At 63.7% G+C, this 23633-nt stretch carries 17 protein-coding genes and 1 tRNA gene; 5 read left to right on the top strand and 13 right to left on the bottom strand.

Annotated features, from left to right (window positions below):
• Both AC1DT6_RS18245 and AC1DT6_RS18240 read right to left on the bottom strand, forming a co-directional pair.
• On the bottom strand, window positions 1-197 hold a 197-nt coding region (locus tag AC1DT6_RS18245), incomplete at its 3' end, for an acyl-CoA dehydrogenase family protein (protein ID WP_477111503.1).
• A gap of 73 nt (window positions 198-270) precedes the next feature.
• Window positions 271-1995 carry an AMP-binding protein gene (locus AC1DT6_RS18240; RefSeq protein ID WP_477114799.1) on the bottom strand — a complete coding sequence of 575 codons (1725 nt, stop codon included), beginning with the start codon at window positions 1993-1995 and terminating at the stop codon, window positions 271-273.
• Between the two features lie 312 nt (window positions 1996-2307).
• Between AC1DT6_RS18240 and AC1DT6_RS18235 the strand changes: the two genes are divergently transcribed.
• A complete protein-coding gene (locus AC1DT6_RS18235) occupies window positions 2308-3009 on the top strand; it encodes a TetR/AcrR family transcriptional regulator (protein ID WP_477114798.1) in 702 nt (233 codons plus the stop codon).
• 101 nt (window positions 3010-3110) lie between these two features.
• Window positions 3111-4112, top strand: a complete 1002-nt coding sequence (locus AC1DT6_RS18230) for a lipase family protein (protein WP_441626764.1) — start codon at window positions 3111-3113, stop codon at window positions 4110-4112.
• 255 nt (window positions 4113-4367) lie between these two features.
• Here the strand turns inward: AC1DT6_RS18230 and AC1DT6_RS18225 are convergent.
• Window positions 4368-4444: transfer RNA gene (locus AC1DT6_RS18225), tRNA-Arg, on the bottom strand.
• Between the two features lie 483 nt (window positions 4445-4927).
• Between AC1DT6_RS18225 and fusA the strand changes: the two genes are divergently transcribed.
• On the top strand, window positions 4928-6976 hold the full coding sequence (gene fusA / locus AC1DT6_RS18220) for an elongation factor G (protein WP_477102971.1): 2049 nt from the start codon (window positions 4928-4930) through the stop codon (window positions 6974-6976).
• A gap of 37 nt (window positions 6977-7013) precedes the next feature.
• Here the strand turns inward: fusA and AC1DT6_RS18215 are convergent, their stop codons facing one another.
• From AC1DT6_RS18215 to AC1DT6_RS18200, 4 genes are all read right to left on the bottom strand, one after another.
• Entirely contained in the window at window positions 7014-9443 is a 2430-nt protein-coding gene (locus tag AC1DT6_RS18215; RefSeq protein ID WP_441626760.1) for a DUF3772 domain-containing protein, read from the bottom strand.
• Between the two features lie 468 nt (window positions 9444-9911).
• On the bottom strand, window positions 9912-10331 hold the full coding sequence (locus AC1DT6_RS18210; protein ID WP_441626758.1) for a hypothetical protein: 420 nt from the start codon (window positions 10329-10331) through the stop codon (window positions 9912-9914).
• A gap of 70 nt (window positions 10332-10401) precedes the next feature.
• Window positions 10402-10842 (bottom strand): type II 3-dehydroquinate dehydratase, encoded by a 441-nt coding sequence (locus AC1DT6_RS18205; protein ID WP_428180835.1) that lies wholly within the window; start codon window positions 10840-10842, stop codon window positions 10402-10404.
• Window positions 10843-10881: 39 nt separating this feature from the next.
• A complete protein-coding gene (locus tag AC1DT6_RS18200; protein WP_441626756.1) occupies window positions 10882-12252 on the bottom strand; it encodes an MFS transporter in 1371 nt (456 codons plus the stop codon).
• A 206-nt stretch (window positions 12253-12458) separates the two neighbouring features.
• Between AC1DT6_RS18200 and AC1DT6_RS18195 the strand changes: the two genes are divergently transcribed.
• Window positions 12459-13238 (top strand): IclR family transcriptional regulator, encoded by a 780-nt coding sequence (locus AC1DT6_RS18195; RefSeq protein ID WP_441626754.1) that lies wholly within the window; start codon window positions 12459-12461, stop codon window positions 13236-13238.
• Between the two features lie 279 nt (window positions 13239-13517).
• Here the strand turns inward: AC1DT6_RS18195 and AC1DT6_RS18190 are convergent, their stop codons facing one another.
• The 6 genes from AC1DT6_RS18190 to AC1DT6_RS18165 form a co-directional block, all read right to left on the bottom strand.
• Window positions 13518-14477: an AEC family transporter gene (locus AC1DT6_RS18190; RefSeq protein WP_441626752.1), complete on the bottom strand. Its 960-nt coding sequence runs from the start codon at window positions 14475-14477 to the stop codon at window positions 13518-13520.
• Between the two features lie 148 nt (window positions 14478-14625).
• Complete coding sequence (locus AC1DT6_RS18185) at window positions 14626-15684, bottom strand: porin (RefSeq protein WP_441626750.1); 1059 nt, start codon at window positions 15682-15684, stop codon at window positions 14626-14628.
• Window positions 15685-15792: 108 nt separating this feature from the next.
• The gene (locus AC1DT6_RS18180) at window positions 15793-17202 is read right to left on the bottom strand and encodes an MFS transporter (RefSeq protein ID WP_441626748.1); all 1410 of its coding nucleotides are present in this window, start codon (window positions 17200-17202) and stop codon (window positions 15793-15795) included.
• Between the two features lie 479 nt (window positions 17203-17681).
• On the bottom strand, window positions 17682-18686 hold the full coding sequence (locus AC1DT6_RS18175; RefSeq protein WP_441626746.1) for a Bug family tripartite tricarboxylate transporter substrate binding protein: 1005 nt from the start codon (window positions 18684-18686) through the stop codon (window positions 17682-17684).
• Window positions 18687-18716: 30 nt separating this feature from the next.
• Window positions 18717-20126 (bottom strand): amidase family protein, encoded by a 1410-nt coding sequence (locus AC1DT6_RS18170; protein WP_441626744.1) that lies wholly within the window; start codon window positions 20124-20126, stop codon window positions 18717-18719.
• Between the two features lie 111 nt (window positions 20127-20237).
• Window positions 20238-21014, bottom strand: coding sequence for a FadR/GntR family transcriptional regulator (locus tag AC1DT6_RS18165; RefSeq protein ID WP_441626742.1), 777 nt, complete (start codon window positions 21012-21014; stop codon window positions 20238-20240).
• A 356-nt stretch (window positions 21015-21370) separates the two neighbouring features.
• Here AC1DT6_RS18165 and AC1DT6_RS18160 point away from each other — a divergent pair, with 356 nt between their 5' ends.
• A complete protein-coding gene (locus tag AC1DT6_RS18160; RefSeq protein WP_441626740.1) occupies window positions 21371-23608 on the top strand; it encodes an NADP-dependent isocitrate dehydrogenase in 2238 nt (745 codons plus the stop codon).
• Window positions 23609-23633: the final 25 nt, after the last annotated feature.

The raw sequence follows: 23633 nt of genomic DNA, 5'->3' as shown, positions 1-23633 counted from the left end.
CCGTACTCCTCCGCCACGGTGATGCCGAGCACGCCGAGATCGCCCATCTTCTTCCAGGCGTCCATCGGGAACTGGTCGGTGCGGTCGATCTCCGCGGCGCGCGGAGCGAGTTCGGCCTGCGCCCAGTTGCGCACGGACTCGCGCAGCATGTCGATATCTTCGCCGAGGTGGAAATTGAGGCCTGGAAGTTCGTTCATAGGAGTGCTCGTTATGTTGTTCAGTGGGGCTGCGGGAAGCGCAGCCCGATGTCAGGTGGAAGCCGGGCCGGAGTCAGGCGGTCTTGGTCTCGTCGAGTCCGAGTTCCTGTGTCATGCGGTCGCGCATCACGAACTTTTGCACCTTGCCGGTAATGGTCATGGGCATCTCGCTCACGAAGCGGATATAGCGCGGAATCTTGTAGTGCGCGATCTGGTCGCGGCAGAAGGCGCGGATATCGTCCTCCGTGGCGGTCTCGCCCGGCTTCAGCACGATCCATGCGCACACTTCCTCGCCGTACTTGGGATCGGGCACGCCGAACACCTGCACCGCCTGCACCTTGGGGTGGCGGAACAGGAATTCCTCGATCTCTCGCGGGTAGACGTTCTCGCCGCCACGGATCAGCATGTCCTTCACGCGGCCGACGATATTGCAGTAACCCTCTTCATCGATGGTGGCGAGGTCGCYGGTATGCATCCAGCCATCGCGGATCGCCTCGCGGGTGCGCGGTTCATCGTCCCAGTAGCCCTGCATCACCGAATAGCCGCGGGTGCACAGCTCGCCCTTCTCGCCAACGGGCACGATCTCGCCCGCGCCGTCGACCAGCTTGACCTCAAGGTGTGGCTGGATCAGCCCGACCGTGGTCACGCGCTTTTCCAGCGGGTCGGTGGTGGAGCTCTGGAAGGAAACCGGGCTGGTCTCGGTCATGCCATAGGCGATCGTCACTTCCGCCATGTGCATTTGCGAGATCACGCGCTTCATCGTCTCGATGGGGCAGGGCGAGCCAGCCATGATGCCGGTGCGCAGCGTGGAGAAGTCGTATTTCCCGAAATCCGGGTGATCCAGCTGCGCGATAAACATGGTCGGCACGCCATGCAGCGCCGTGCAGCGCTCCTCGCTGACCGCCGCCATGGTGGCTGCCGGTTCGAACGCCTCGCCAGGGAACACCATGCAGGCGCCGGTGGACACGCTGGCCAGCACGGCCAGCACCATGCCGAAGCAGTGATAGAACGGCACCGGGATGCAAAGCTTGTCCTGCTCGGAGAACCGCATCGCCATGGCGATGAAGCGTCCGTTATTGACGATGTTCCGGTGCGTCAGCGTGGCGCCCTTCGGTGCGCCGGTGGTCCCGCTGGTGAACTGGATATTGATCGGGTCGTTGCGATCCAGTTGCGCGGTGATCGCGTCCAGCTCCCCGGTGATGGCGTGAGTGCCATGTGCCAGCAGCGCATCGTAGTTCAGCATGCCCGGTGTCCGCTCGCCGCCCATGCGGATCACCCAGCGCAGCGTGGGCAGGCGCGCCGCCTGCAACGCGCCCGGCTCGCAGCTTTGCAGCTCCGGCGCCAGGGTCTGCAGCATTTCCAGGTAACGCGACGTCTTGAACGACTCCGCCGCCACGATCGCCTTGCAGCCTACCTTGTTCAGCGCGTATTCCAGCTCCGACAAACGGTAGGCCGGATTGATATTCACCAGCACCAGTCCCAGGCGCGCCGTCGCGAACTGGGTCACCAGCCATTCCACGCGGTTCGGTGACCAGATACCGATCCGGTCCCCGCGCTCCAGGCCCAGCAGGCGCAAGCCGCCGGCCATGGCATCCACCACCTGCGCGAACTCGCGCCAGCTCCAGCGGATTCCCTGCTCGCGGAACACCACCGCCTCGCGGTCCGGGAAACGCGCCACGGTTTCCGCGAGCAAGGCCGGCACCGTCAGTTCGGACAGGGGGATGTCGGTCCGGCCCCGTACGTGGGAGAGCCCGCCAATGGGCAATGTGGTTGGGCTAGCGGCACCCTGTGTGGTCATACTTGTCTCCAAAGCGCTGTCGCAATCATGTCTGTAACGTGATTTCTTGAGCTTTATTCAACTTTGTTGAGCGAGGCTCAAGTCTCGGGGTGCGCATATTATCTCGTCCCTGGGCCCGCCATCCACGCGCCGGACCAGTAGCGTTGAGTGGAAAAGTACACGCTAGACCGGAAAATTGCAACCTAGACTTGAGTAAAGATCAATTACAATGCGATGACAGGGCCGAGGCGGCGCACAGGCACGCCCGGGCGCACGTTTTCATGCGGCGCCGCACTATAATCGCCGGCTTCCGGCAAGCGAGGTAACACGTCGATGGACGACATCATGGTGCGGCGCCRCATTCCCGCGGGCGCCAAGGCGGAACAACGCATCCGCGACATCCTCCGCGTGAGCCGCGAAGTCTTTGCCGAGATGGGGTACGAGCGGACCACCACGACCGAGATCGCCCAGCGCCTCGGCATCTCCGAGGCCACCGTGTTCACCTACTTCCACGGCAAGCGCGAGCTATGCGTAAGGGTGATCGAGGACTGGTACGACGAGATCATCGCGGCGGTGGAAGAGGGCATGCCGCGTGACCAGACCACCAAGGCTCAGCTCGAGTTCTTTGTGCGGACCCATTTACGGCTGTTCCTGATCCAGGGCACCGGCCTGTGCGCGCTGGTTCTTTCCGAGGGCCGCGCCAAGGGCCCCGGGCTGGGCGAGGTATTCGTGCCGCTGCAACGGCGCTACACGGCGCCGCTGATGGATATGCTGGCGCGGGCCAGGGAGAATGGGGAGATCCGCACCGATTTGCCGCTGAGTTTGCTGCGTTCGGCGATTTTTGGGCCGATGGAGCACATTCTCTGGGATGCGATCGCCAGGCAGCGGCCGGTGGATATCGAGCGGACCGCCAGGGACATCGTTGCGTTGCTCTGGCCGGCCTTGTTGCCGCCGGATCTGGAGGTAGTGGCGTTGCGGGAGTTTTATGGGGAGGTGGGGGCGGCTTTTCGGCGGGCGGGCGGCGGGCCGGTATAGGGCCAGGTGTTCCGCGCCTTGGACAAGGACTCCACACTCGCCACCAATGCCGCCCGTTCCGTAGGCTACGCTAGAGATAGTCCGCAACGGGGAGTACCACAATGACTGACGAAGAGATCATCTTTCAGGAGTGTGGCCTGCGGATCGACAGGGTCGGCGAGCTTGCGCTGCTGATCGCGGACGTGTTCAACGCTTGCCGCGCAAGCAAGGCCAGTCTCAGGCCATCGGGGCTTGAGGATTCCCTGTTTGCCCGGCTGGTTGCGACGCAGGCCGTGGCCGGCTACCTGGTGGCAAGCGATGTGCTGCTCGGGCTGGACCGGCGCATGCACATACTGGCCGAGAGGGTCTGCTACGGTGTCGTGCTGAAGGAGCCATTCGGTGCCGGCACGGACTTCGTCGTCGTCCGGGGTACGGCCAGTCTGCTTGAGTGGCTGGTCAACGCAGAGTGCGAACTGGTCGGGGTACCGTCCGTCACGACCGCCGGGAAGGTCGAGCTGGGATTCTCGAGCATATTCACTTCCATGCAGTTCCTGGCCGCCGATAACACGGGGGACGCCCAACCGCTGCTTCCGAGTCTCATGAACGTGGCAAACGGCAACAAGCTGGTCGTCACGGGGCATAGCCTGGGGGCGGCCATCGCAAGCTATCTCACGCTAGGCCTGGCGAAGGCGGGTATCGGCGGTGACAAGCTGGCGGCCTGTCTCTTTGCGTCGCCGCGGCCTGGGGACCAGGGCTTCGCGGATGACTTCCAGAGCAGGGTTGATAACTACATTGTGATCAACCACGCGCTTGACGCCGTGCCAAAGCTGCCGAAAGAGATTGCCGGCTTCAGATCGCTCCGGGACGTGTTGACATTCCCCAACCCGAACATTCCGCCTGTTGGCCCGACGATCAGGGATGATCTTCTCTGCCATCACCACGCAGTCTGCTACGCGGCGCTGGTGGCGCCTGGCGCCCTGGGCGCCTACACCGCGGACGCGGGAGTCGCGCCCGGCAAGGTTTCCTGGGCCAGCCTGCTCACGGCAAACCATGACGAGATGAACTGTGTCGTGACGGACGTACTCCTCGCGCAGCAGAATCTGGACCGCCTGCGCGGGGCATAGGCCAGGTCCGGCCTGCTGCGGCGTTCCGTTCGGAAGCGACGTTCGGAAGCGAAATACCCGGCGACTGGCGCGATTGAATTTGCTGGCACGGTTCGCCGCGATTGCAGGCTACACCACCAGCGCTGGCAGGATGGTCGCCAGAATGCAAGGCGCTGAAGGGTTGGCAGGTTCGGTCGCGGCGCAGTCCCACAGTAGCCACACAGCAGCCCAAATGAAAAAGGGCTCCCATAACTGGAAGCCCTTCAAACAAATAGGTGGTGCGGCTGGCAGGATTCGAACCCACGACCCCTTGGTTCGTAGCCAAGTACTCTATCCAACTGAGCTACAGCCGCACGCGAGGGCAGAACTATATCGCAATCGTGGGAAAATGCAATCTATTTTTGGTTAATGCATGCACGGAATGTGCGGCGGGCTCTTGTCGTACCCCAGCCAATGGCGCGAATAAAGCCGCGCGACGAGCGGGTTCAGAATATCTCGAACTGAACCAACGCATGGCCCCTCTCCTTATTGCCGTTTCCCGCGGACGCGAACCTGCGTTGCGCGCCAAATGCCGTGCCCGACCGCACACAACTCAGGCGCCCCTACGGAAATGGGAAATTTTGCGCCGGGTAATCCCCATTTTTGCGTGTCGTGGGGTGTGGGCGTACCGTCCAATACGCTTCGGGTGAGGCGTGCGGCACTCGCGCCGCCGGCCGATTCCACTGCGCGGCTTGCCTCGCCACCGCGCCGGCCCGGCGCGGGTATCACCCCATATGGTGTTCCCGGCCCCTATCGCCAATAATGGTCTAACTGACATTGCCGGACGAGGGCGCGCCATGCTTTATAGTCCCGATGCAATTCGTACGATTGCCCTGCTGGGGCACGCGGGGTGCGGCAAGACCTCGCTGGTAGAAGCGCTGCTGCACAAGGGAGGCGCGCTGCATCTCCCGGGCAGTATCGAGCGCGGCACAACGGTCTGCGATTCCGATCCTCTCGAGCGCAAATATCGCCACTCCCTCACCTCCGCGGTCGCGCACCTGCACTATCGCGACACCCGCATCTACCTGCTCGATACGCCCGGCTATCCCGATTTCTCCGGCCTGTCGATGAGTGTCCTCCCGGCAGTCGAGACTGCCGCCATCGTCATCAACGCGCAGACGGGCATCGAGATGACGACCCGGCGCATGATGGCCTGGGCGCAGGATCGCAAGCTGTGCAGGATGATCATCGTCAACGGCATCGACAAGGAAAAGACGGATCTGCCCGCGCTGCTGGCCGACATCCAGGAGGCCTTCGGCAAAGAGTGCTTGCCGATCAATCTCCCGGCGGGGCGCGCCGGCGAGGTCGCCGACTGCTTTTTCAGTCCCGCCGGCGAGGCGGACTTCCTGTCCGTGGCTTCGGCTCACGACGCGCTCGTCGATCAGGTCGTGGAGATCGATCCCGAGTTGATGGAGCTCTATCTGGAGCAGGGCCAGGCGATCGCGCCGGAGCAGTTGCATGCGCCGTTCGAGCGGGCGCTGCGCGAAGGCCACCTGGTGCCGATCTGTTTCACGTCGGCGGCCAGCGGCGCCGGCATCAGGGAACTGCTCGACGTGTTTGTGCGCCTGCTGCCTAACCCGACCGAAGGCAATCCGCCGCTTTTCTACCGTGACGCGGGCGAGCGCCGCGTCGCCGTTCGCGCCGAGCCGGTGCCCGACAAGCATGTGCTGGCGCATGTCTTCAAGATCACGATGGACCCGTATCTCGGCAAAATGGCCGTGTTTCGCATCCACCAGGGTACCGTCTCGCGCGACAGCCAGCTCTATATCGGCGACGGCCGCCAGCCCTTCAAGATCGCGCATCTGCTGATGCTGCAGGGCAAGGAGCGCGTCGAAGTGCCGCAGGCCGGACCCGGCGATATCTGCGCGGTGGCCAAGATCGACGAGATCGCCTTCGATGCCGTGCTGCACGATGCCAGCGAGGACGGCAACATCCACCTGGTCCCGCTCGATTTTCCGAGGCCGATCTATGGCCTGGCGATCGAACCGGCGCGGCGCGGCAACGAGCAGCGCCTGTCGGAAGTCCTGCAGAAACTCGGCGCGGAAGACCCGTGCCTGCGCATCGAGCATCCGGCCGGCACCAATGAAACCGTCGTGCTTGGCCTTGGCGAACTCCAGTTGCGCTGCGCGCTCGAACGCCTGACCGACCAGTACAAGCTCGAGGTGGTGACGCGGCCGCCCAAGATCGCCTATCGCGAAACCATCGGCGGCAAGGCCGAGGGGCACCACCGCCACAAGAAACAGACCGGCGGTGCCGGCCAGTTCGGCGAGGTGTTGCTCCGCGTGGAGCCGCTGCCGCGCGGCACGGGCTTCGAATTTGTCGACGCGGTCAAGGGCGGTGCGATTCCGGGGCAGTTCATTCCCGCCGTTGAAAAGGGTATCCGCCAGGTTCTCGAAAGCGGGCCGCTGGCCGGCTTTCCGATGCAGGACGTGCGCGTTACCGTGTTCGATGGCAAGAGCCATTCGGTCGATTCGAAGGAAGTGGCGTTCGCGGCCGCCGGGCGCAAGGCCTTTATCGATGCTGTGCTCAAGGCGCGGCCGAGTGTGCTGGAGCCGATCGTGGATATCGAGGTGACGATGCCCGAAACGGCGATGGGCGACATCATCAGCGACCTCTCCGCCAAGCGCGGACAGGTGCGCGGCACGCGTACGGCGGCCGGCAACAGCGTCGTCGTGGCGGGGCAGGTGCCGCTGTCCGAGCTCAACGACTACCAGTCACGCCTGAACAGCATCACGGGCGGACACGGCAACTACACGATCCAGCTCAGTCACTATGAACCCGTGCCGCCCGCCCAGCAGGAACAGATGGCTTCGCAGCACAAGTCGCATGGGGAGGGCGCGGCCTGACGGTGCGGCAGGCCGATGGCCGATGGCGCCGGCGGTATCAGGCGTTCAGCGCGGGCAGGTTTTGCACTCTCAGCGTTTGTGGCACCGACAGTGAGATCTCGGCCGCGCGCAGCCGCTTCAGGATCTCGAACAGCAGGTCGCTCTTTGTTTCCGTGGCGATCCGCGGGCTGCCTACGTAGCCCGTCACGCTCAGCGTGATCCCGTTCGATGCCAGCTGGCTGAACGTGACGGACGGCGCGGGCTTCTCGAGTATCGCCATGTTTTCGCGGTAAGCCTCCAGCAGCAGATCGCGCACATGCTCGGGGTCGATGTTCAACGGGAACGTCAGCTGCAGCGTCGCCACACCTTGCGTGCTATTGCTCATCGTCACGTTGCGCAGGTTCTGCGATATCAGCTGCGAGTTCGGCACGATCACGGTGGAGCGGTCGCCTAACTGGATTTCCGTCGCGCGCACGTTGATGCGCCGGATGTCGCCCTCGACGCCGCCGATGCTCACCATGTCGCCGACCTTTACCGGACGCTCGGTCAAAAGGATGAGCCCCGACACGAAGTTCTTGACGATCTCCTGCAGGCCGAAGCCAATCCCGACCGACAGCGCACTGACGATCCACGCGAGGTTGTCCCATTTGACGCCCAGCAGCGACAAGGTCAGCAATACGATCAGTACGTAGCCGATATTGCTGAACAGCGTAACGAGCGAGACCCGCAAGCCCGGCTCCATGCATACCTTGGGCAACAGCTCCGCATCCAGCCAGCGCCGTACCGAGCGCAGCAGGTAGATGCCAACCGACAGCGCTATGGCGGCGCTGAGGATCCGATCGGGCATGATATTGAGGCGGCGCAGCTTTTCTCCGCCGAGCACCGTGAGCAGGCTGTTCAACAGATCGCTCGGTGTCGTGCCGAAGCCGCCGGTCAGCAAGGCAATGACCGCGACCAGCAGCAGCAGGCTCGTGCCGATGCCCGACACCACCGTCGACGCCTGCTCGAGATGGCTGTCGCCCAGGCCGAACAGCTGCTTGATGACTTTGCCGCTCGAATGATGCAACGAGAAAACGCACTCGCAGACGTCGCGTGTCAGTTGCGTCAGCAGATACAGGCTACACAGGACGATATCGACCCAGACGAGTTCGTAGGTCAGGAAGCGCGCGAAAGTGATATAGCCGATAAGCAGGGCGAACAACGATGCGATCACCGTAATCGTCACGCCAGCGTGGATCATGCCGGCCAGCGTGGAGCGCGCCTCGGGCTGCTCTCCCGCCGCGCAGAGCAGGGTGCGCACGCGGTTGGCGCGCAGCAACGCCGCGCCGATTGCCAGGACCACGACAAGCGACACAAGGCCGCGGCCCGACAGCGTGACTTGCAGGCTGGTATCGGCGCTCCGGTTCAGTTGCTCGAGCGTGCCGGCCAGCAGTAACAGGCCGGCGAGGACAGCGGGGAACGGGCTCATCGCCAGCGCGACCCGATCGGCGAGTGCCGGCAGGCGCCATGACGGATGACGCGTGCATAGCAGCGCCCGGCCGAGGCCGGAAATCAGCGCGCTGGTCAGCGTCAGCTTTCCGAGTTCGCTGATCAGGTCTTGCAACTGGGGCGGCGGCTCGTAGTATCGGGTGAAGGCGAAGCAGACGATCTGTACCGCGACCGCCGTCGTCACGACGGTCGCGAGGGCTGTCGCCAGTGCGAGCGCGCTGCGCCGCAGGCGGGACTCCGGCAATCGCGTCAGGCAGAACCACGCGAGAGCCCGCTCGATGAGCCGGCGGCCGATCAGCCAGACAGCCAGCGCAAGGAGTACGAGGAGGGTGGTGACAGCCTGCTGACCCGGCTGCCAGGCCAGTTGCCACAACGGGACGACCTGCTCCCTGAACGCACTTAGCCTTTGCTGGTCTTCCGGTGTCGGCTTGAACAACGGCATCCAGAACTGCGCGCTCAGGATGCTGTCCGAGCGCAGCGCCAGCTGGTTCTTCAGCAGGCTGCGCTGCAGCTTGGCGATCTGCCCGGTCAGGTTGGCTACGTTCTCCTTGTCGTCGGCCGCCTGTTTCAGTCCGTTGTCCAGCTGCGTCTTGCGCGCGTTGAGTTCGGCCCGCTGCTGCGCGACGGCAGGTGCTTCCGGCGTCGTTCCGGCGGCGGGCGCCGGGCCGAGCACATCGAGCTGTGCCTGCAACTGCGCACGCTCGGGCAGCAGTGCCGCGGTCAGCTTGTCGACGTCGCCCGCCAGTTGCTTGATGTCATTGTCAAGCCCTTCGAGCTGCGTGCTGCTCGTGGCGGCCGACGCCAGCTGCTTGATACGGTCCTGTTCTGTCTGGAGCCTCTTCAGTTCAGCGACGGCCTCGGCGTGCGAAAGTGATGTTGCGAGCTGGGCGTCCGTACTTTTTACGGTATCGGCGGCGGCGGCTGTCGGCAGCGCGGCCGGGCTCAGGTGGAATAGCGCAATCAGCACAAGGCTCAGCGCGAGCTTGGGGAGTTTGCTCATAAGACAAAAAAAGCTACAGATCGGCTAGCCGGGCAAGCAATCGGGCACTTTTCCGTGGATGGCCCTGGTTCGCCAGACGGCGCGTTGCCAGGCTCGACGATCGGGATGTTGGACGGCCGCGGCGCCGATCAAACGGGAAGTCGATCAGACGGCTGGGGCGCGATTTCGGTGGCGTGCTCTTGCTCTGGCGGAGAGGACGCCCGGTACTGGGCGGTCAGTGCGGGACGCTGCGATACGATGCCGTGCGGGCGGTAAGCCGCTGCAGCAGGGCCGGATTGGCGGCCGAACTGGCTTACTCATCGCTTGCGCAGGCCACATCGCGCTGACCAGTCTGGTGGTGGCGGTGGGCCGGGGTTTGACCTAAAGAAGCTGCATTATACATAGGCATGCCGGCGCTCCCGATCGTGCGGTTTTTTCCGGTGTCCGCAGGAACGGAGCTTGCCAAACAGCATATTGGCTCGCCAGGAATCACTGCATGACAAGGCCGTCGGCCATCTGGTCCAGCGCCATGGGAGTGACTTCGGATGAGCCGTAGACCACGCCAGCCACAGGCGCGGTACCTGCCGCCACCATCATCGTCTGGACGGGTTGTTGCGCCCTGAACGAGACCGAACCTTTAGTGACACTGGCCGCTGTCACGGTATAGGTGCCCGCTTGCAGGTTCCCCAGGGTCGTCGATTGCCCCACAGTCTGCCGGTAGCCGCCGGGGCCGGTGACCGTGACGTTGGCGGGCGTTCCCGCAGGCAGGCCCGAGATGATGATGGAGAGGGTGCCGGGCTTGCCGTCACCGGCGGTCACTTCGACCTCGCCGCCCCCGCCGCACGCGGCGACGATGAGGCAGCAGGTGCCGAGAAGTAAGCACAGGGCATGTCGGAGCGTGGACGTCATGGCTGGCTCCCGTGGAGGTTGGCCGCAATGGAATCATGGCGGCGCGGCAACACGATGTCCAGTCCGGGGACTAGCTCCGCAATGCGTCGGCCATGGCGCGAAGCGCCAATGTGTAGCCGGCAACGCCAAGCCCGCAGATCACGCCCGTGGCCGCCCGCGAGATGATCGAATGGCGATGGGTCTCTTCGCGCGCGTGGATATTCGTGATGTGCAGTTCAATGACCGGCCGCTGAATCAGCTTGACGGCATCAAGCACAGGTACGGATGCAAAGGAAAACCCGGCCGGATTGATGATCACGGCGGCATTCTTTTCAAAGGCTTCCTGGAGCCAGTCCACCATCGTGGCTTCGCTGTTGGTCTGACGAAAATCGCAGTCGATCCGCAATTCGTCAGCCAGCCCGGCGACGCGTTGTTGCACCTCGGCAAGCGTGGTCGTGCCATACAGATGCGGCTCGCGCTTGCCCAGCATGTTGAGATTGGAGCCGTTCAGCAGATATACGAGTTCGGTCATGGTCTGTGCCGCGCGGCCAGGGGCTGCGCGCGTCGTGGGTTAGCGGGACTGGCTGGTGCCAACTGAGAGGAAAGGAGCGCCATCGGCCATGTCGTTCGGCGCTTCCGCGCGGTTCAGGTCGATGCCACGCGTTTCGGGCGCCGTCAGAATCATGGCCAGCGAGATGAGGTTGAACGCGACGCACACCGCAACGACGCCCCACGGTGATCCGTTGCAGACTGACAGGAGCCACACCGCAACGACGGGCATCGGACCGCCGGCAATCAGGTTTGCCCCCGTGTAGGCAAGTGCGGATCCCGAGTAGCGGACATTGGTCGGGAATGCTTCGGCGAACGCGACCGGCTGAATGCCGCTCTGGAACTGGGTGAAGCCGAGGAAAAGCCCCATGATGGCAAGCATCGGCAGGAAGCTCTTGGTGTCGAGGATCTGGAAGTAGACGAACAGAATCAGCAGCGTCGCAACGGAGCCAATGGCCAGCGCCTTCTTGCGGCCGATCTTGTCGCTAAGCATGCCGCCCGCCAGTGCACCGAAAATCGCGCAGACGTTGGCACCCATCAGCAGCAGGAAGCCGGTCTGCTTGGGCACGGCGAGCGTCTTGGTGATGTAGCTCAGCGAGAACACCACAATGAGATAGAAAATCGCCGCGGGTCCGCAAAAGAAGAGCATCCAGCGCAGCACCGTTTTTGAATGGAACCGGAACGCGTCGCGCAGCGGATTGCCGGCTTGCGCCACCCTGTTCTTGCTGAGTTCCACGAATGCCGGCGTTTCATTGACCTTCAGGCGGATATACACGCCGACGATCACCAGGACGAAGCTCAGCAGGAACGGCACGCGCCATCCGTAGGACTCGAAGGATTCCGCTGACATCGTGGAGGCGAGGAGAAGCAATACGCCGTTGGCAAGGATCTGGCTCAATGGCGAGCACAGGCCCAGCAAACCGGAATACTTGCCGCGCCGGTCCGGACTGGCGTGCTCGATTGCCATCAGTTGAGCGCCGGTCGATTCGCCGCCGAGCGCGAAGCCCTGCAGAACGCGCAGCAGCACCAGCAACACCGGTGCCCAAACGCCGATCTGTGTGTAGGTGGGCAGCAAGCCCATCAGCACGGAGGACAGTCCCATGATCGTGACGGTGCCCAGCAGCAGATTGCGGCGCCCCAGCTTATCGCCGAGATGGCCGCAAATGATCGCCCCCAGAGGCCGCGCCGCCAGGCCGACACCGAACGTGGCCAGCGATGCGAGGAGCGCGGATGTCGGCTCCATCGCGGGAAAGAACAGCTTGGGCAGAATCGTAGCCGCCAACGCCCCATACAGCGTGAAGTCAAACCACTCTAGTGCGGTGCCAATGGTGGCGGCTGCGACGGCGCGCGTGCGCATTGCCGCATCGGCGTGGCGCGGTGTCTCTTCAGTCATTTTGTCTCCTAGCGTCTCTTGCTGGGGATGGCATGCAGCGCTGCCATCCGGTGCCGTTTGAATCCGTCCAACAACGTTGCCCTTCGTGCCGGTTGGAGCGGTGAATGCATGCTAGCAGCGGTTTGGGAATGCCATTCCGAACTTGACGTATTGGTATTTTTGTTGAATAGTAAAAAACTATATATTTCATTGGCAGGGAACTCGCCATGTCAGGCGTACTGCGCACACTTGGAATCCTCGAATACCTTTGTACCCAAGTCGAGGCCGTTCCCCTGGCCGCCATCGCCGATGATCTCGATATCCCGCGCAGCGCGTGCCATCGCCTGCTGGTCGATCTCAAGAACGCGGGCTATGTGCGCCAGTTGCGGGACCACGGCGACTACATACTGACGACCAAGCTGGTGGGGATGGGACTGGGCTTTCTCGCGACTTCCGGCATCGTCGATATTGCCCAGACAAGGCTGGACCGGCTGGCGGAGACGTCGGGTGAACTCGTTCGCCTGGCCATCGTCGACGGGGACCGCCTCACCTGGGTGGCCAAGGCGCAAGGGGCGCTGAGGGGGCTGCGGTATGACCCCGACATGGGCATGGACACCATTCTTTCCTGCAGCGCAACCGGACATGCCTGGATGCAGACCATGACGGATGAACGCGCCCTTGAACTGGTGCTGAAGCAAGGCTTCGGCCAGCCCAGACAATATGGCCCCAATGCGCCAACCACCGTCAAAGCCTTGCTGGGCTTCATCCACAAGGCACGGGAGCGCGGCTATGCCACCATCAATGAAGTGTTCGCACCGGCAATGTCGGCCATGGCGGCGCCCGTCCAGCGCCGGGGGTATCCCGCAATTGGGGTGATCAGCATTGCGGGCCCCCTTAGCAGGCTCAGCGAGGCACGCATGAAAGAGCTGGGCCCGGCACTGCTTAGTGCCGCTGCGGAACTGGCCGCGGCTAGCCACGCCTCCGCGCTTTTCAATCGGACTTCCTAGCCGGGCAAGCGCAAACGGGGCGGGCCGCAGCCCGCCGTTTTCCATCAAGCCGCCTGCGCTTCGCGCAGTGTTTCAGTTGTGCGTGCCGTCCGTGAACGGATCGCGACGATCCGTAGCCTCGACGATATCCTCTTCGCTTGGGATGTCGTGGCCCAGGCGTCGTCCCCTATGCATGTCGCGACGGCGGCTGACTGCTCGATCAGGCTGCCCATCGCAAACGCTCGTATGCCATCGATCTTGCCCCATATCAGGCTCGACGGTCCGGCATCCATCCGGTCTTCACGCCAGGCTCCAGTATTTTCCTAGTGCCCAAAGCAACCCGCTCAGCGTAAAGAACGACACGATCGTGGTCACCAGCAAAGTCACTGCGCTGAAATCTTCCTGCCCATAGACCTGCCCCAACGTCGCATAGATGCCCATCATTGGCATAGCCGCCATCAACACAGCCGCCATCCGCAGCGAAGGCTCGATCTCCCCAAGCCCGAGCATCGGCACCATCGTGATCGCCACGAAAACCAGCAACGGATGCAGCACCAGCTTGCCAAGAACAATCGGCGCAATCCGTGAGCCGTGTCCGCGCATGGGAAGCCCGACCAGCGTGCCGCCAATGACAAACAGGGACAGGGCACTACAGGCAGTTGCCAGCATATCGACCGTGCGTATCACCGGCCCGGGCAGTTTCAATCCGAGTACCGACACGGTGAGCCCCGCGAGCAAGCCGATAATCAGCGGGTTATAGGCCATCCGCATCAGCGATTTGCCCAATGCACGCCATTGCCCGGCGCCGCCTTGCCTGCTCTCGGCCATGCAGAGCAGGAAAGGGATGACCAGCAGGTTCTCCACTGTCATGTTGAGCGCAAGCGATACCCCGGCCACAGGGGCAAGGGTGAGCAGCAGGATGGGATAGCCGACATAACCGCTGTTCGAGCACGACATGCCCATCGCGTAGAAGGCGCTGGTGGCCGGATTCAGCCCGGAAGCCCGCCGGCACCAGAAATAGCCCAGGCCGACCATTGCCCATGATCCGAGGCAATAGGCGAGCAGGTAGCTGACATTCAGGATCTCCCCAAGCTGCCGCTGCGACAACGTCCGGAACAGCAGCGCCGGCAACGCCAGATTGATCACGAACCTGCCGAAAACGCGCATGTCGGCTTTGGCGAAGATCCCCGAGCGGGTCATCGAGTATCCGATCAGGATGGCGATATAGATCGGGGCGATGATGGCCAGGATGTCGAGCATTAGGTGGCTTCCGAAAAAACGTCCGTCAAGGCTGGTGCGCTGGCGCGCGCAACGCGGCCATCATGCCGCGGTGCCGGGGAGGGCAACCACGGCAGGTTGGCGGCGTTGCGGCTATTGTTCTTGCAACTGCAGGGGCCACTGGCCGCGCTCAGAACTTGTGGCGTATCCCGGCCATGACGCCCAGCCGTGTGCTGTTGCCGAACGTATTGCCGCTGTTGATGAAGGTGGGGGAACTGTTCAGCGGAATCCATGCGCCGCTCAGGTGGGTGTAATCGACTGCCATATAGACGTCGGTCCGCTTGCTGAAGTTGTAGTCCAGCATCGCCGCGGTGGTCAGGCGCTTGCCGCTTTCGCCGGCGTGCTTGAGCCAGTCGTACTGGAAGGTTCCGATCAGGCTCAGGGCTTCGGTGAGGTTGACGCGGGTGCCCACATAGCCGACGTTGTTGCGGTAGTCCGCGACATCGAGGCGGTTGTTGGTATAGCCCAGGTAATACTGCGCGCGCGCGGCCTTCCAGGTGCCGCCCAGGCCCCAGACGGTCTGCTTGCTGGCTTGCGAAGCGGGCACGGCGCCAAAGAAGGCGGAGGAGACATCGTGCGTGACCTGGTAGACGGCGCCAACCTCAAAGGGACCGGAACTGTAGACCAGCGAGCCGGCTGCGGCGTTGCTGGCCGAGGTACTGCCGGCGACTTCGCCGAAGGTGTAGGCGCCGGCCACCTGCAGGCCGCCGAAGGACTTGATGTACTTGATGGTGTTGTCGTAGCGCAGGCCGGTGTAATTGCCGCCCTGGTACCCGACGATGGAGTTGTTGGCGAAGGCCATGGCCTCGTAGGAGGACAGGATCTCGTGCGCGAGGGTGTACTGCCGCCCCAGCGCGAGCTTGCCGTAATCGCCATCCAGTCCCACCACGGCTGTGCGTCCGAAGAGGCGGCCGCCTTGCTGGCTGATGCCGGTATCGGGGTTAAAGCCCGACTCCAGGATGAAGAAGGCCTTCAGGTTGTTGCCCAGGTCTTCGGTGCCGCGCAGGCCCCAGCGGCTGCCGGTCAGTTCGCCGTCGGTCATTTGCCATTTGCTGTTGCCGGCAGCGTTCTCGTGGGTGGAGAAACGAATCGTGGTGTCGATCAGGCCATACAGGATGACGCCGGATTGCTGCGCGAATGCTGGCCATGCTGCGCTCCCCAGGATAAGCAGGGCGGCGGCTTTTTTCATATTGATACTCCTCCGGTTGGCTTTTGATATTTATTGATATCAATAAATATCTATTGATATCTTTTAATCCATCTTGATAAGTCGCCGCAGTGCGGGTCGCAGGCTGCCTCAGGCGAGTGCCTTGATCACTTTCGCTTCGCCCATGGCCTCTTCCCGCAAGCGGTCATAGTCCCGCTTGTCCATGGGGACCGCGCCGGGCTCGCCGAGGTCGCTCATGCGGATGCGATGGGTTTCCCGTGCGCTCCATGCGGCGATTGCCGCGATGATCGTGACGGTCAGGGTGATCGCGCCAACGGTGAGCGGGATATTGGCCGATCCCGGAGGCGCTGCCATGGCGAATAGCGCCGGAAGCAGGGCGGTGATGGCGGTGCCGGCGTTTTGGGCAATAGCCATGGCCGAGACGCGGGAGCGCGTCGGGAACAGCTCCGGGTAGAAGCTCGGGAACACCGCGTTATAGCCTTGGTAGACCACGCCCCACATCAGCAGCGACGAGACGATCGCCAGCGGCACGTTATGGATGCTGATGGCGTAAAGGTAAGCGAACGAGAGCAGCCCCGAGCCCAGCGCTCCGACGATGATCGGCGGCCGGCGGCCGATCTTGTCGGACAGGTTGCCGACAAACGGAATGACCAGCACGGCGAGGATATTGCCCGCGACCGGAATCCACAGATAAAGGCTCTTTTCAAAGCCAATGCCATAAGCCGGTTGCACCGCGTAAGCCGCGCCGAACACCGTGGCGACCACCGGGATGACGTTCATCAGGGCAACGCATACCACCCGGATCATGTCCTTCCAGCTGTATTTGAAGGCTTCGATGATCGGCGAGCGAGGCACGGCGCTGCCCTTCGCTTCCTGGGCAAATGCAGGCGTTTCATTGACTTCGCGGCGGATGATAAAGCCGGCGACAAGCACGAAGGCGCTCAGCAGGAAGGGAATGCGCCAGCCCCATGCGTTGAAGGCATCGGCGGGCATGTAGTACGCCAGCGGCAGGAATACCGCGGCGGCGAGGATCTGGCCGGCCTGCACGCCCTGGAGCGTGAAACTGGCGTAGTAGCCGCGTCGGCCGAACGGGGCGTGCTCGAGAATCATCGAACTGGCGCCGGAAATCTCGCCGGCCACCGCGAAACCCTGGATGAGGCGAAGGACGACCAGCAGCACAGGGGCAAGCATGCCGACCTGCTGATACGTCGGCAGCAGGCCGACCGCCATCGTCGAGAAACCCATCAGGAACATGCACAGGACCAGCACGGTCTTGCGCCCGTGGGTGTCGCCCCAGTGGCCCAGGAAGAATGCGCCGATTGGCCGTGCGATGTAGCCGACGCCGTAAGTTGCCAGCGACGCGACGATCGCGATCTTGGGGTTGCCCGAGGGGAAGAAGATCTGCGGGAAGATCAGGGACGCGGCCGTCGCATAGATGAAGAAGTCATAGTATTCGAGCGCCGATCCGATCCAGCCGCTCGCGGTCGCCTTCTTCGTCTGGCGTGCGCCGTGTGTGTCACGGTCGATGGTGGTAGCCATGTTGTCTCCTGTATTTGGTGCCTGAAAATTAAGCGATCGCCATGCCCCGGACAAGCTCAATTCGCGCAATTTGCGCGCTAATCGCGCTACTTGCGCGTTAGACGACCGAAAGTCGGGTTTTTACTAGCGTGAGGGGTTTTCCGGGACATGCGTCGGCGTCAACTGCGGCGACAGCGCTGGCAAGGTGTGCACAGCACTTGAGCGCCAGTCGAGCGACCTGATCGCCACGGTGCCGCCAACCGCTGGCTGCGCGGTATCTGCGAGGCGGGAGATCAAGCGCGGCAAGTTGGAGGCTGATGCCGATGCGCCGTGGGCGGGGAAGCGTCGGTGAAAGGGGGGAAGAAACCGCGAACACGTTCATTGTCAATGTGATCGCGGAAAGGCGTGTCCGGCTGCGAGGCACGCTTGTCGCTACCGCCGCTTTCCGCAACGGATAGCCGCCAGCGCGTGCCCCTGGCTCGCGCTGGCGTCTCCAGGACTTAGTCGCCTTTGAAGCCGGATGCCTTGATGACCGGCGTCCAGCGAGCGGCAAGCGCGTTCGCATACTTGGCGACTTCGTCAGCCGTACCGCCAGGCAGCAAGTCATAACCGGTGCGGCCCAGCTTCTCGCGGACATCGGGCATGGCCAGCACCTTGCGCGCGGCCTGGTACCACTGCGCGGACACCTCGGGCGCGGTGTTGGCGCGCACGTACAGCAGGTAGCGCGACGAGGTCACCAGGTTTGGAAATCCGGATTCCGCAAAGGTGGGCACGTCGGGGAGGGCATCCGCGCGCTTGTCGCCGGCCACCGCCAGCACGCGGAGCTTGCCGGCGCGGTGGTACTCCATGAACGAGGTCGTCGCGTCCATGCCCGCCGCAATCTGGTTTCCCATCAAGTCCGTCACCAGGGCGCCGCCTCCGCGATAGGGCACCAGGGTGCTGCCGGTACGGGACTGGGCCACGAATTCCCCGGCGAGGAAGTGGAGCAGGGTACCAACCGTGCTGATGCCGATCGAATGGTCAGCGGGACGGGCTCTGGCCGCCTGGACAAACTCGGCCAGTGTCCTGGCCGGAGAGTTTGCATTGACCGCCAGGCCAAACTGAACGCCGGCCACGTCGGTGATCGCCCTGAAATCGGTGGCGGGATTGAAACGCATATTGTTATAGATCAACGGGCCGATGAACATCGGATCGACCGGCGCCAGYAGCACGGTATGGCCGTCTGCCGGAGCGTTCTTCAATACCTCCGCCGCCACGCGGGTGCCGGCACCGGGCCGGTTGTCGACGATGACGGTCCGGCCAAGCGTTTCCTTGAGTTTCTCGGCCAGCAGACGGCCCATGAAATCGGCTGGTCCCCCGGCCGGGAATGGCACGATGATGCGAGACACGGATTGCCCCCATGCGGCGCGCGAGATCAGGCTGCCGGTGCACAGGGCGGCGGCGGTGCCGGCCAGCATGGCCCGGCGCGAAAACCGCGCAGGGGAAGTCGGGTTGCGTTCGTTCATGGGAGTCTCCTGTTTTGATTGCGGGGGTTGTTATCGGGCGGTGAACGGGGTGAAGCGCGCGGCGTCTTCTATGACCTGGCCTGCCTGCAGCAGCAGATCCTCCCGGAAGCGCCAGGCCAGCAGTTGCACGCCGACGGGTACGCCGCCGGCCATGCCTGTGGGCACCGAGAGGCCCGGCACGCCCAGCATGGCAGTGGCTAGCAGCGGGCTTTGGGCGTCAAGCAGGGCGTGGGTTTGTTCCAGCGTGCCGATATCGGCGTCCTGCGGGCATGGGCGCTGCCATGACACCGGCATCAACACCAGCGGATATTCATGCAGAAAGACCGACCAGTTGCGGCCCAGTGCCTGGCGCCGGGCCAGTGCATCGAGGAAGCCGTCGCGGTCGGTCTCCGGCATGCCCGCCAGCATGTTGCGCTGGCTGCGCCGCATGGCGTCGTCGCCATGTTGTTCCACGCCCGCGACGATATTCCGGCGGCTGTCGTCAGTCGTCAGCGTGCGCCACAGGGCGGCAGCTTCCACAAAGTCCGGCAGCGCGGCTTCCTCGACGGCGTAGCCGGCCTGCTGCAGCCAATGCGCCGCGCTGTCCAACGCTTCGCTGATTGCTGGATCGATGGGGATGCCGGGGCAGCGTTTGAACAGCGCCACGCGGATAGGGCCCGTTGGCGGCGGCAGTTCCAGCGGTACCGGCACCCAACTGGGGTCACGCGCGTCATGGCGCGCCATCGCGTGATATCCAAGCCGCAGGTCGGCCATGTTGCGTGCCAATGGTCCCTGCACCGACATGAGTTGCGGTGTGATGCCGCGCTCGACGCTGGCAGTGGGGTTGTACGCGGGTACCCGGCCTGTCGTGGGCCGCAGGCCAGGCACGCCGCAGGCATACGCCGGATAACGGATGGAGCCACCGATGTCATTGCCATGTGCCAGTGCGCCCATGCCGCAGGCCACCGCGGCAGCGGCGCCACCGCTGGACCCACCAGGCGTGATATCCGGGTTCCAGGGATTCAGCGTGCGCCCGTGCAGACCGTTGTCGGTGAACCAGCGCGACGAGTAGGTGGCCGTGTTGCTGCGCCCGACGATGATGGCGCCGGCATTGCGCCAGTTGGCAACCACCGGGGCGTCTTCGCGCGCGATATTCTCCCGCAACGGGATGACGCCGTTGGTAGTGGCATGGCCCGCCTGGTCCACATTGATCTTGATCGTGACGGGCACGCCGTGAAGCGGCCCGAGTTGCGCTCCGCTCGCGGTCATCTGGTCGGCCGCATCGGCGCTGGCCAGGGCCTGCTCGGCCAGCACTTCAGCCAGGGCGTTGAGGCTCGGGTTGAGCTGTTCGATGCGAGCGAGTGCGCTGGCCGTGGCCTCGCGGCAGGATATCTCGCGCCGCCGTACCGCGGCGGCAATGTCGACGGCGCTCCAGCGCCACAGCGTTTCATGGGGTTTCACGTGGGACTCCAAAAATTAGAGCAAAAACGATCCCGCCCCCATTGGCCGACGGCTGATGGGAGTATGGCGGGGAGGGGGCGGTGCCGGCGGGCGAGACCCACGCGGCCAAGGTCAGTCGCCCGGACTGATCAGCAGGCTGCTCCGGTCGACCCGCGACTCGGCTTCGAGGGCCAGGGCTTCGGCGTGCGCCATATGCTCTTGCATGAGTGCCCGGGCACGGTCGGCGTCGCGCGCGCGGAATGCATCCATCAGGGCCGTGTGGCTGTGGACGATCTCGTCGTCGAAGCGGTCGAAACTCTCTTGTGCGTTGCGTACCACGATCACGCGGCGAATGATGTCGTTGAGCAGGCGGCAGAACAGCGCCAGCATGGGGCTGCTGCAGGCATCGGCGAGCCGGTCGTGAAAGAGCAGATCCGCTTCGCGGCGCTCGTTCCAGTCCTCGCTGCCGCCATGCGCCGGATGGCTCAGGCCGATCAGCGCATCGAGATCGGCCAGGTCGGCCTCGGTCAGGCGCAATGCCACATTGGCTGCCAGTTCGGGCTCAACCGCGCGGCGCAAGGCATATAGCGTCGCGATATCGACCGGCTGGAAGTAGAGGAAGTTGGAGACAGCCTCCAGGCACTGGACGTAGGAGGGCTGCGTCAGCGTGGCGCCTCCGTTGGGCCCGGTAGTGACGGTGACCAGGCCCTGCACCTGCAAGGCGGTCAGCGCTTCGCGCACCGTTCCGCGGCCGACGCCCATCTGCTCGATCAGCGCCGCCTCCTGCGGCAACTTGCCGCCCACTTTCTGGTGCGTCTGGACAATCCAGCGCTTGATACCGTTGACTACCTGATCGACGCGCTTTACGCGCTTGCTGCCGGATAACCCGGGCTTGGGGGCGTGAGGCATTGCTGACTCTATTTATGATCATAATTATCATAATTGGTCAGCGGCCCGATTTTTCCTATGCGGGTATTCCCGGGGCGGTGGCTTGCGGGCATCGCGCCTTCGTGGAGGCGGCGCAGGAGGGGGCTGGCTGGCCGAAGGCCGATGGCGAGTCCCCTGGCGGCGCGCAAGGCAGCCGGGATAGGCCGTAGCGGGATACCAGCCGGGCAGGCAAAGCGTGTTTTGTGCATTTCATAATGCAAAAAGCCATCCCGTGTTTGAGCCCCCTGAAGCAAAATCAGGCAAAATTCGACGTTACTGCCGGGCTGCGACCCAGCCGGTGGCGTTCTCCAACCCATTTCTTGACCCTGAGAGAAGCAATGAGTACCCAGCAACCCACCATCATCTACACGCTGACCGACGAGGCGCCGCTGCTGGCGACCAGCGCCTTCCTGCCGATCATCCGCACCTTTACCGCGCCGGCCGGGATCGACGTCACCACCAGCGATATTTCGGTGGCGGGCCGTATCCTGGGCGAATTCCCGGAATTCCTGACCGAAGCGCAGCGCGTCCCGGACAACCTGGCTGAACTGGGCCGCCTGACCCTGCTGCCGGACACCAACATCATCAAGCTGCCCAACATCAGTGCTTCGGTGCACCAGCTGGTCGGCGCCATCAAGGAACTCCAGGCCAAGGGCTACAACGTGCCTGACTTCCCGGAAGACCCGAAGACCGATGCCGAGAAGGCCATCCGCCAGCGCTACTCCAAGTGCCTGGGAAGCGCCGTGAACCCCGTGCTGCGCGAAGGCAACTCGGATCGCCGCGCACCGGCCGCCGTGAAGAATTACGCCCGCAAGAACCCGCACAGCATGGGCGAGTGGAGCATGGCTTCGCGTACCCACGTGGCGCACATGAAGCACGGCGACTTCTACCACGGTGAAAAGTCCATGACCCTGGACCGCGCCCGCGACGTGAAGATGGAGCTGGTCACCAAGAGCGGCAAGACCATCGTGCTGAAGCCCAAGGTTTCGCTGCTGGACGGCGAGATCATCGACAGCATGTTCATGAGCAAGAAGGCGCTGTGCGACTTCTACGAAGAGCAGATGGAAGACGCGCGCAAGACCGGCGTCATGCTGTCGCTGCACGTGAAGGCCACGATGATGAAGGTCTCGCACCCCATCGTGTTCGGCCACGCCGTGAAGATCTTCTACAAGGAAGCCTTTGCCAAGCACGGCGCGCTGTTCGACGAACTGGGCGTGAACGTCAACAACGGCCTGGTCAACCTGTACGACAAGCTGGAAAGCCTGCCCAGCTCCAAGCGCGAGGAAATCATCCGCGACATGCACGCCTGCCACGAGCATCGCCCGGAACTGGCGATGGTGGATTCGGCCAAGGGCATCTCCAACCTGCACGCCCCCAATGACGTGATCGTGGACGCCTCGATGCCGGCCATGATCCGTATCGGCGGCAAGATGTGGGGCGCCGACGGCCGCCCGAAGGACACCAAGGCTGTGATCCCGGAAAGCACGTTCGCCCGCATCTACCAGGAAATCATCAATTTCTGCAAGACCAACGGCAACTTCGACCCGGTYACCATGGGCACCGTGCCCAACGTCGGCCTGATGGCCCAGCAGGCCGAGGAATACGGCTCGCACGACAAGACCTTTGAAGTGCCCGAAGCCGGCGAAGCCCGCATCGTGGACATCGCCACGGGCGAAGTGCTGCTGGTGCAGAACGTGGAAGAGGGCGACATCTGGCGCATGTGCCAGGTCAAGGACGCGCCGATCCGCGACTGGGTCAAGCTGGCCGTTACCCGCGCCCGCAACTCCGGCATGCCGGCGATCTTCTGGCTGGACCCGTACCGTCCGCACGAAGCCGAGATGATCAAGAAGGTCGAGACCTACCTGAAGGATCACGACACCACCGGCCTGGACATCCAGATCATGTCGCAGGTGCGCGCCATGCGCTACACGCTGGAACGCGTCATCCGCGGCCTGGACACCATCTCGGTCACCGGCAACATCCTGCGCGACTACCTGACCGACCTGTTCCCCATCATGGAACTGGGCACCAGCGCCAAGATGCTCTCCATCGTCCCGCTGATGGCCGGTGGCGGCATGTACGAAACCGGTGCGGGCGGCTCGGCGCCCAAGCACGTCAAGCAACTGGTGGAAGAAAACCACCTGCGCTGGGACTCGCTGGGTGAATTCCTGGCGCTGGCCGTGTCGCTTGAAGACCTGGGCATCAAGACCAGCAACGCCAAGGCCAAGATCCTGGCCAAGACGCTGGATGCCGCCACCGGCCAGCTGCTGGAGAACAACAAGAACCCGTCGCCCAAGACCGGGCAACTGGACAACCGCGGCAGCCAGTTCTACCTGGCCATGTACTGGGCCCAGCAACTCGCGGCGCAAACCGAAGATGCAGCCCTGGCCGCGCAGTTCGCGCCGCTGGCCAAGCAACTGACCGACAACGAGCAGGCCATCGTGGCGGAACTGTCGGCCGTGCAAGGCAAGGAAGCGGACATCGGCGGTTACTACAAGCCCGACTTCGCGAAGCTGGATGCCGTGATGCGCCCGAGCAAGACGCTGAACGCGGCGCTGGCGGCTGCGCAGGCTTAAGGAAGTTCCGCTGCCTCCGGTCGGG

It is taken from the genome of Cupriavidus sp. 01L45 (genome assembly GCF_056399885.1).
Note: the sequence above shows the minus strand (reverse complement) of the source record. Positions and strands in the feature narration are given on the sequence as shown.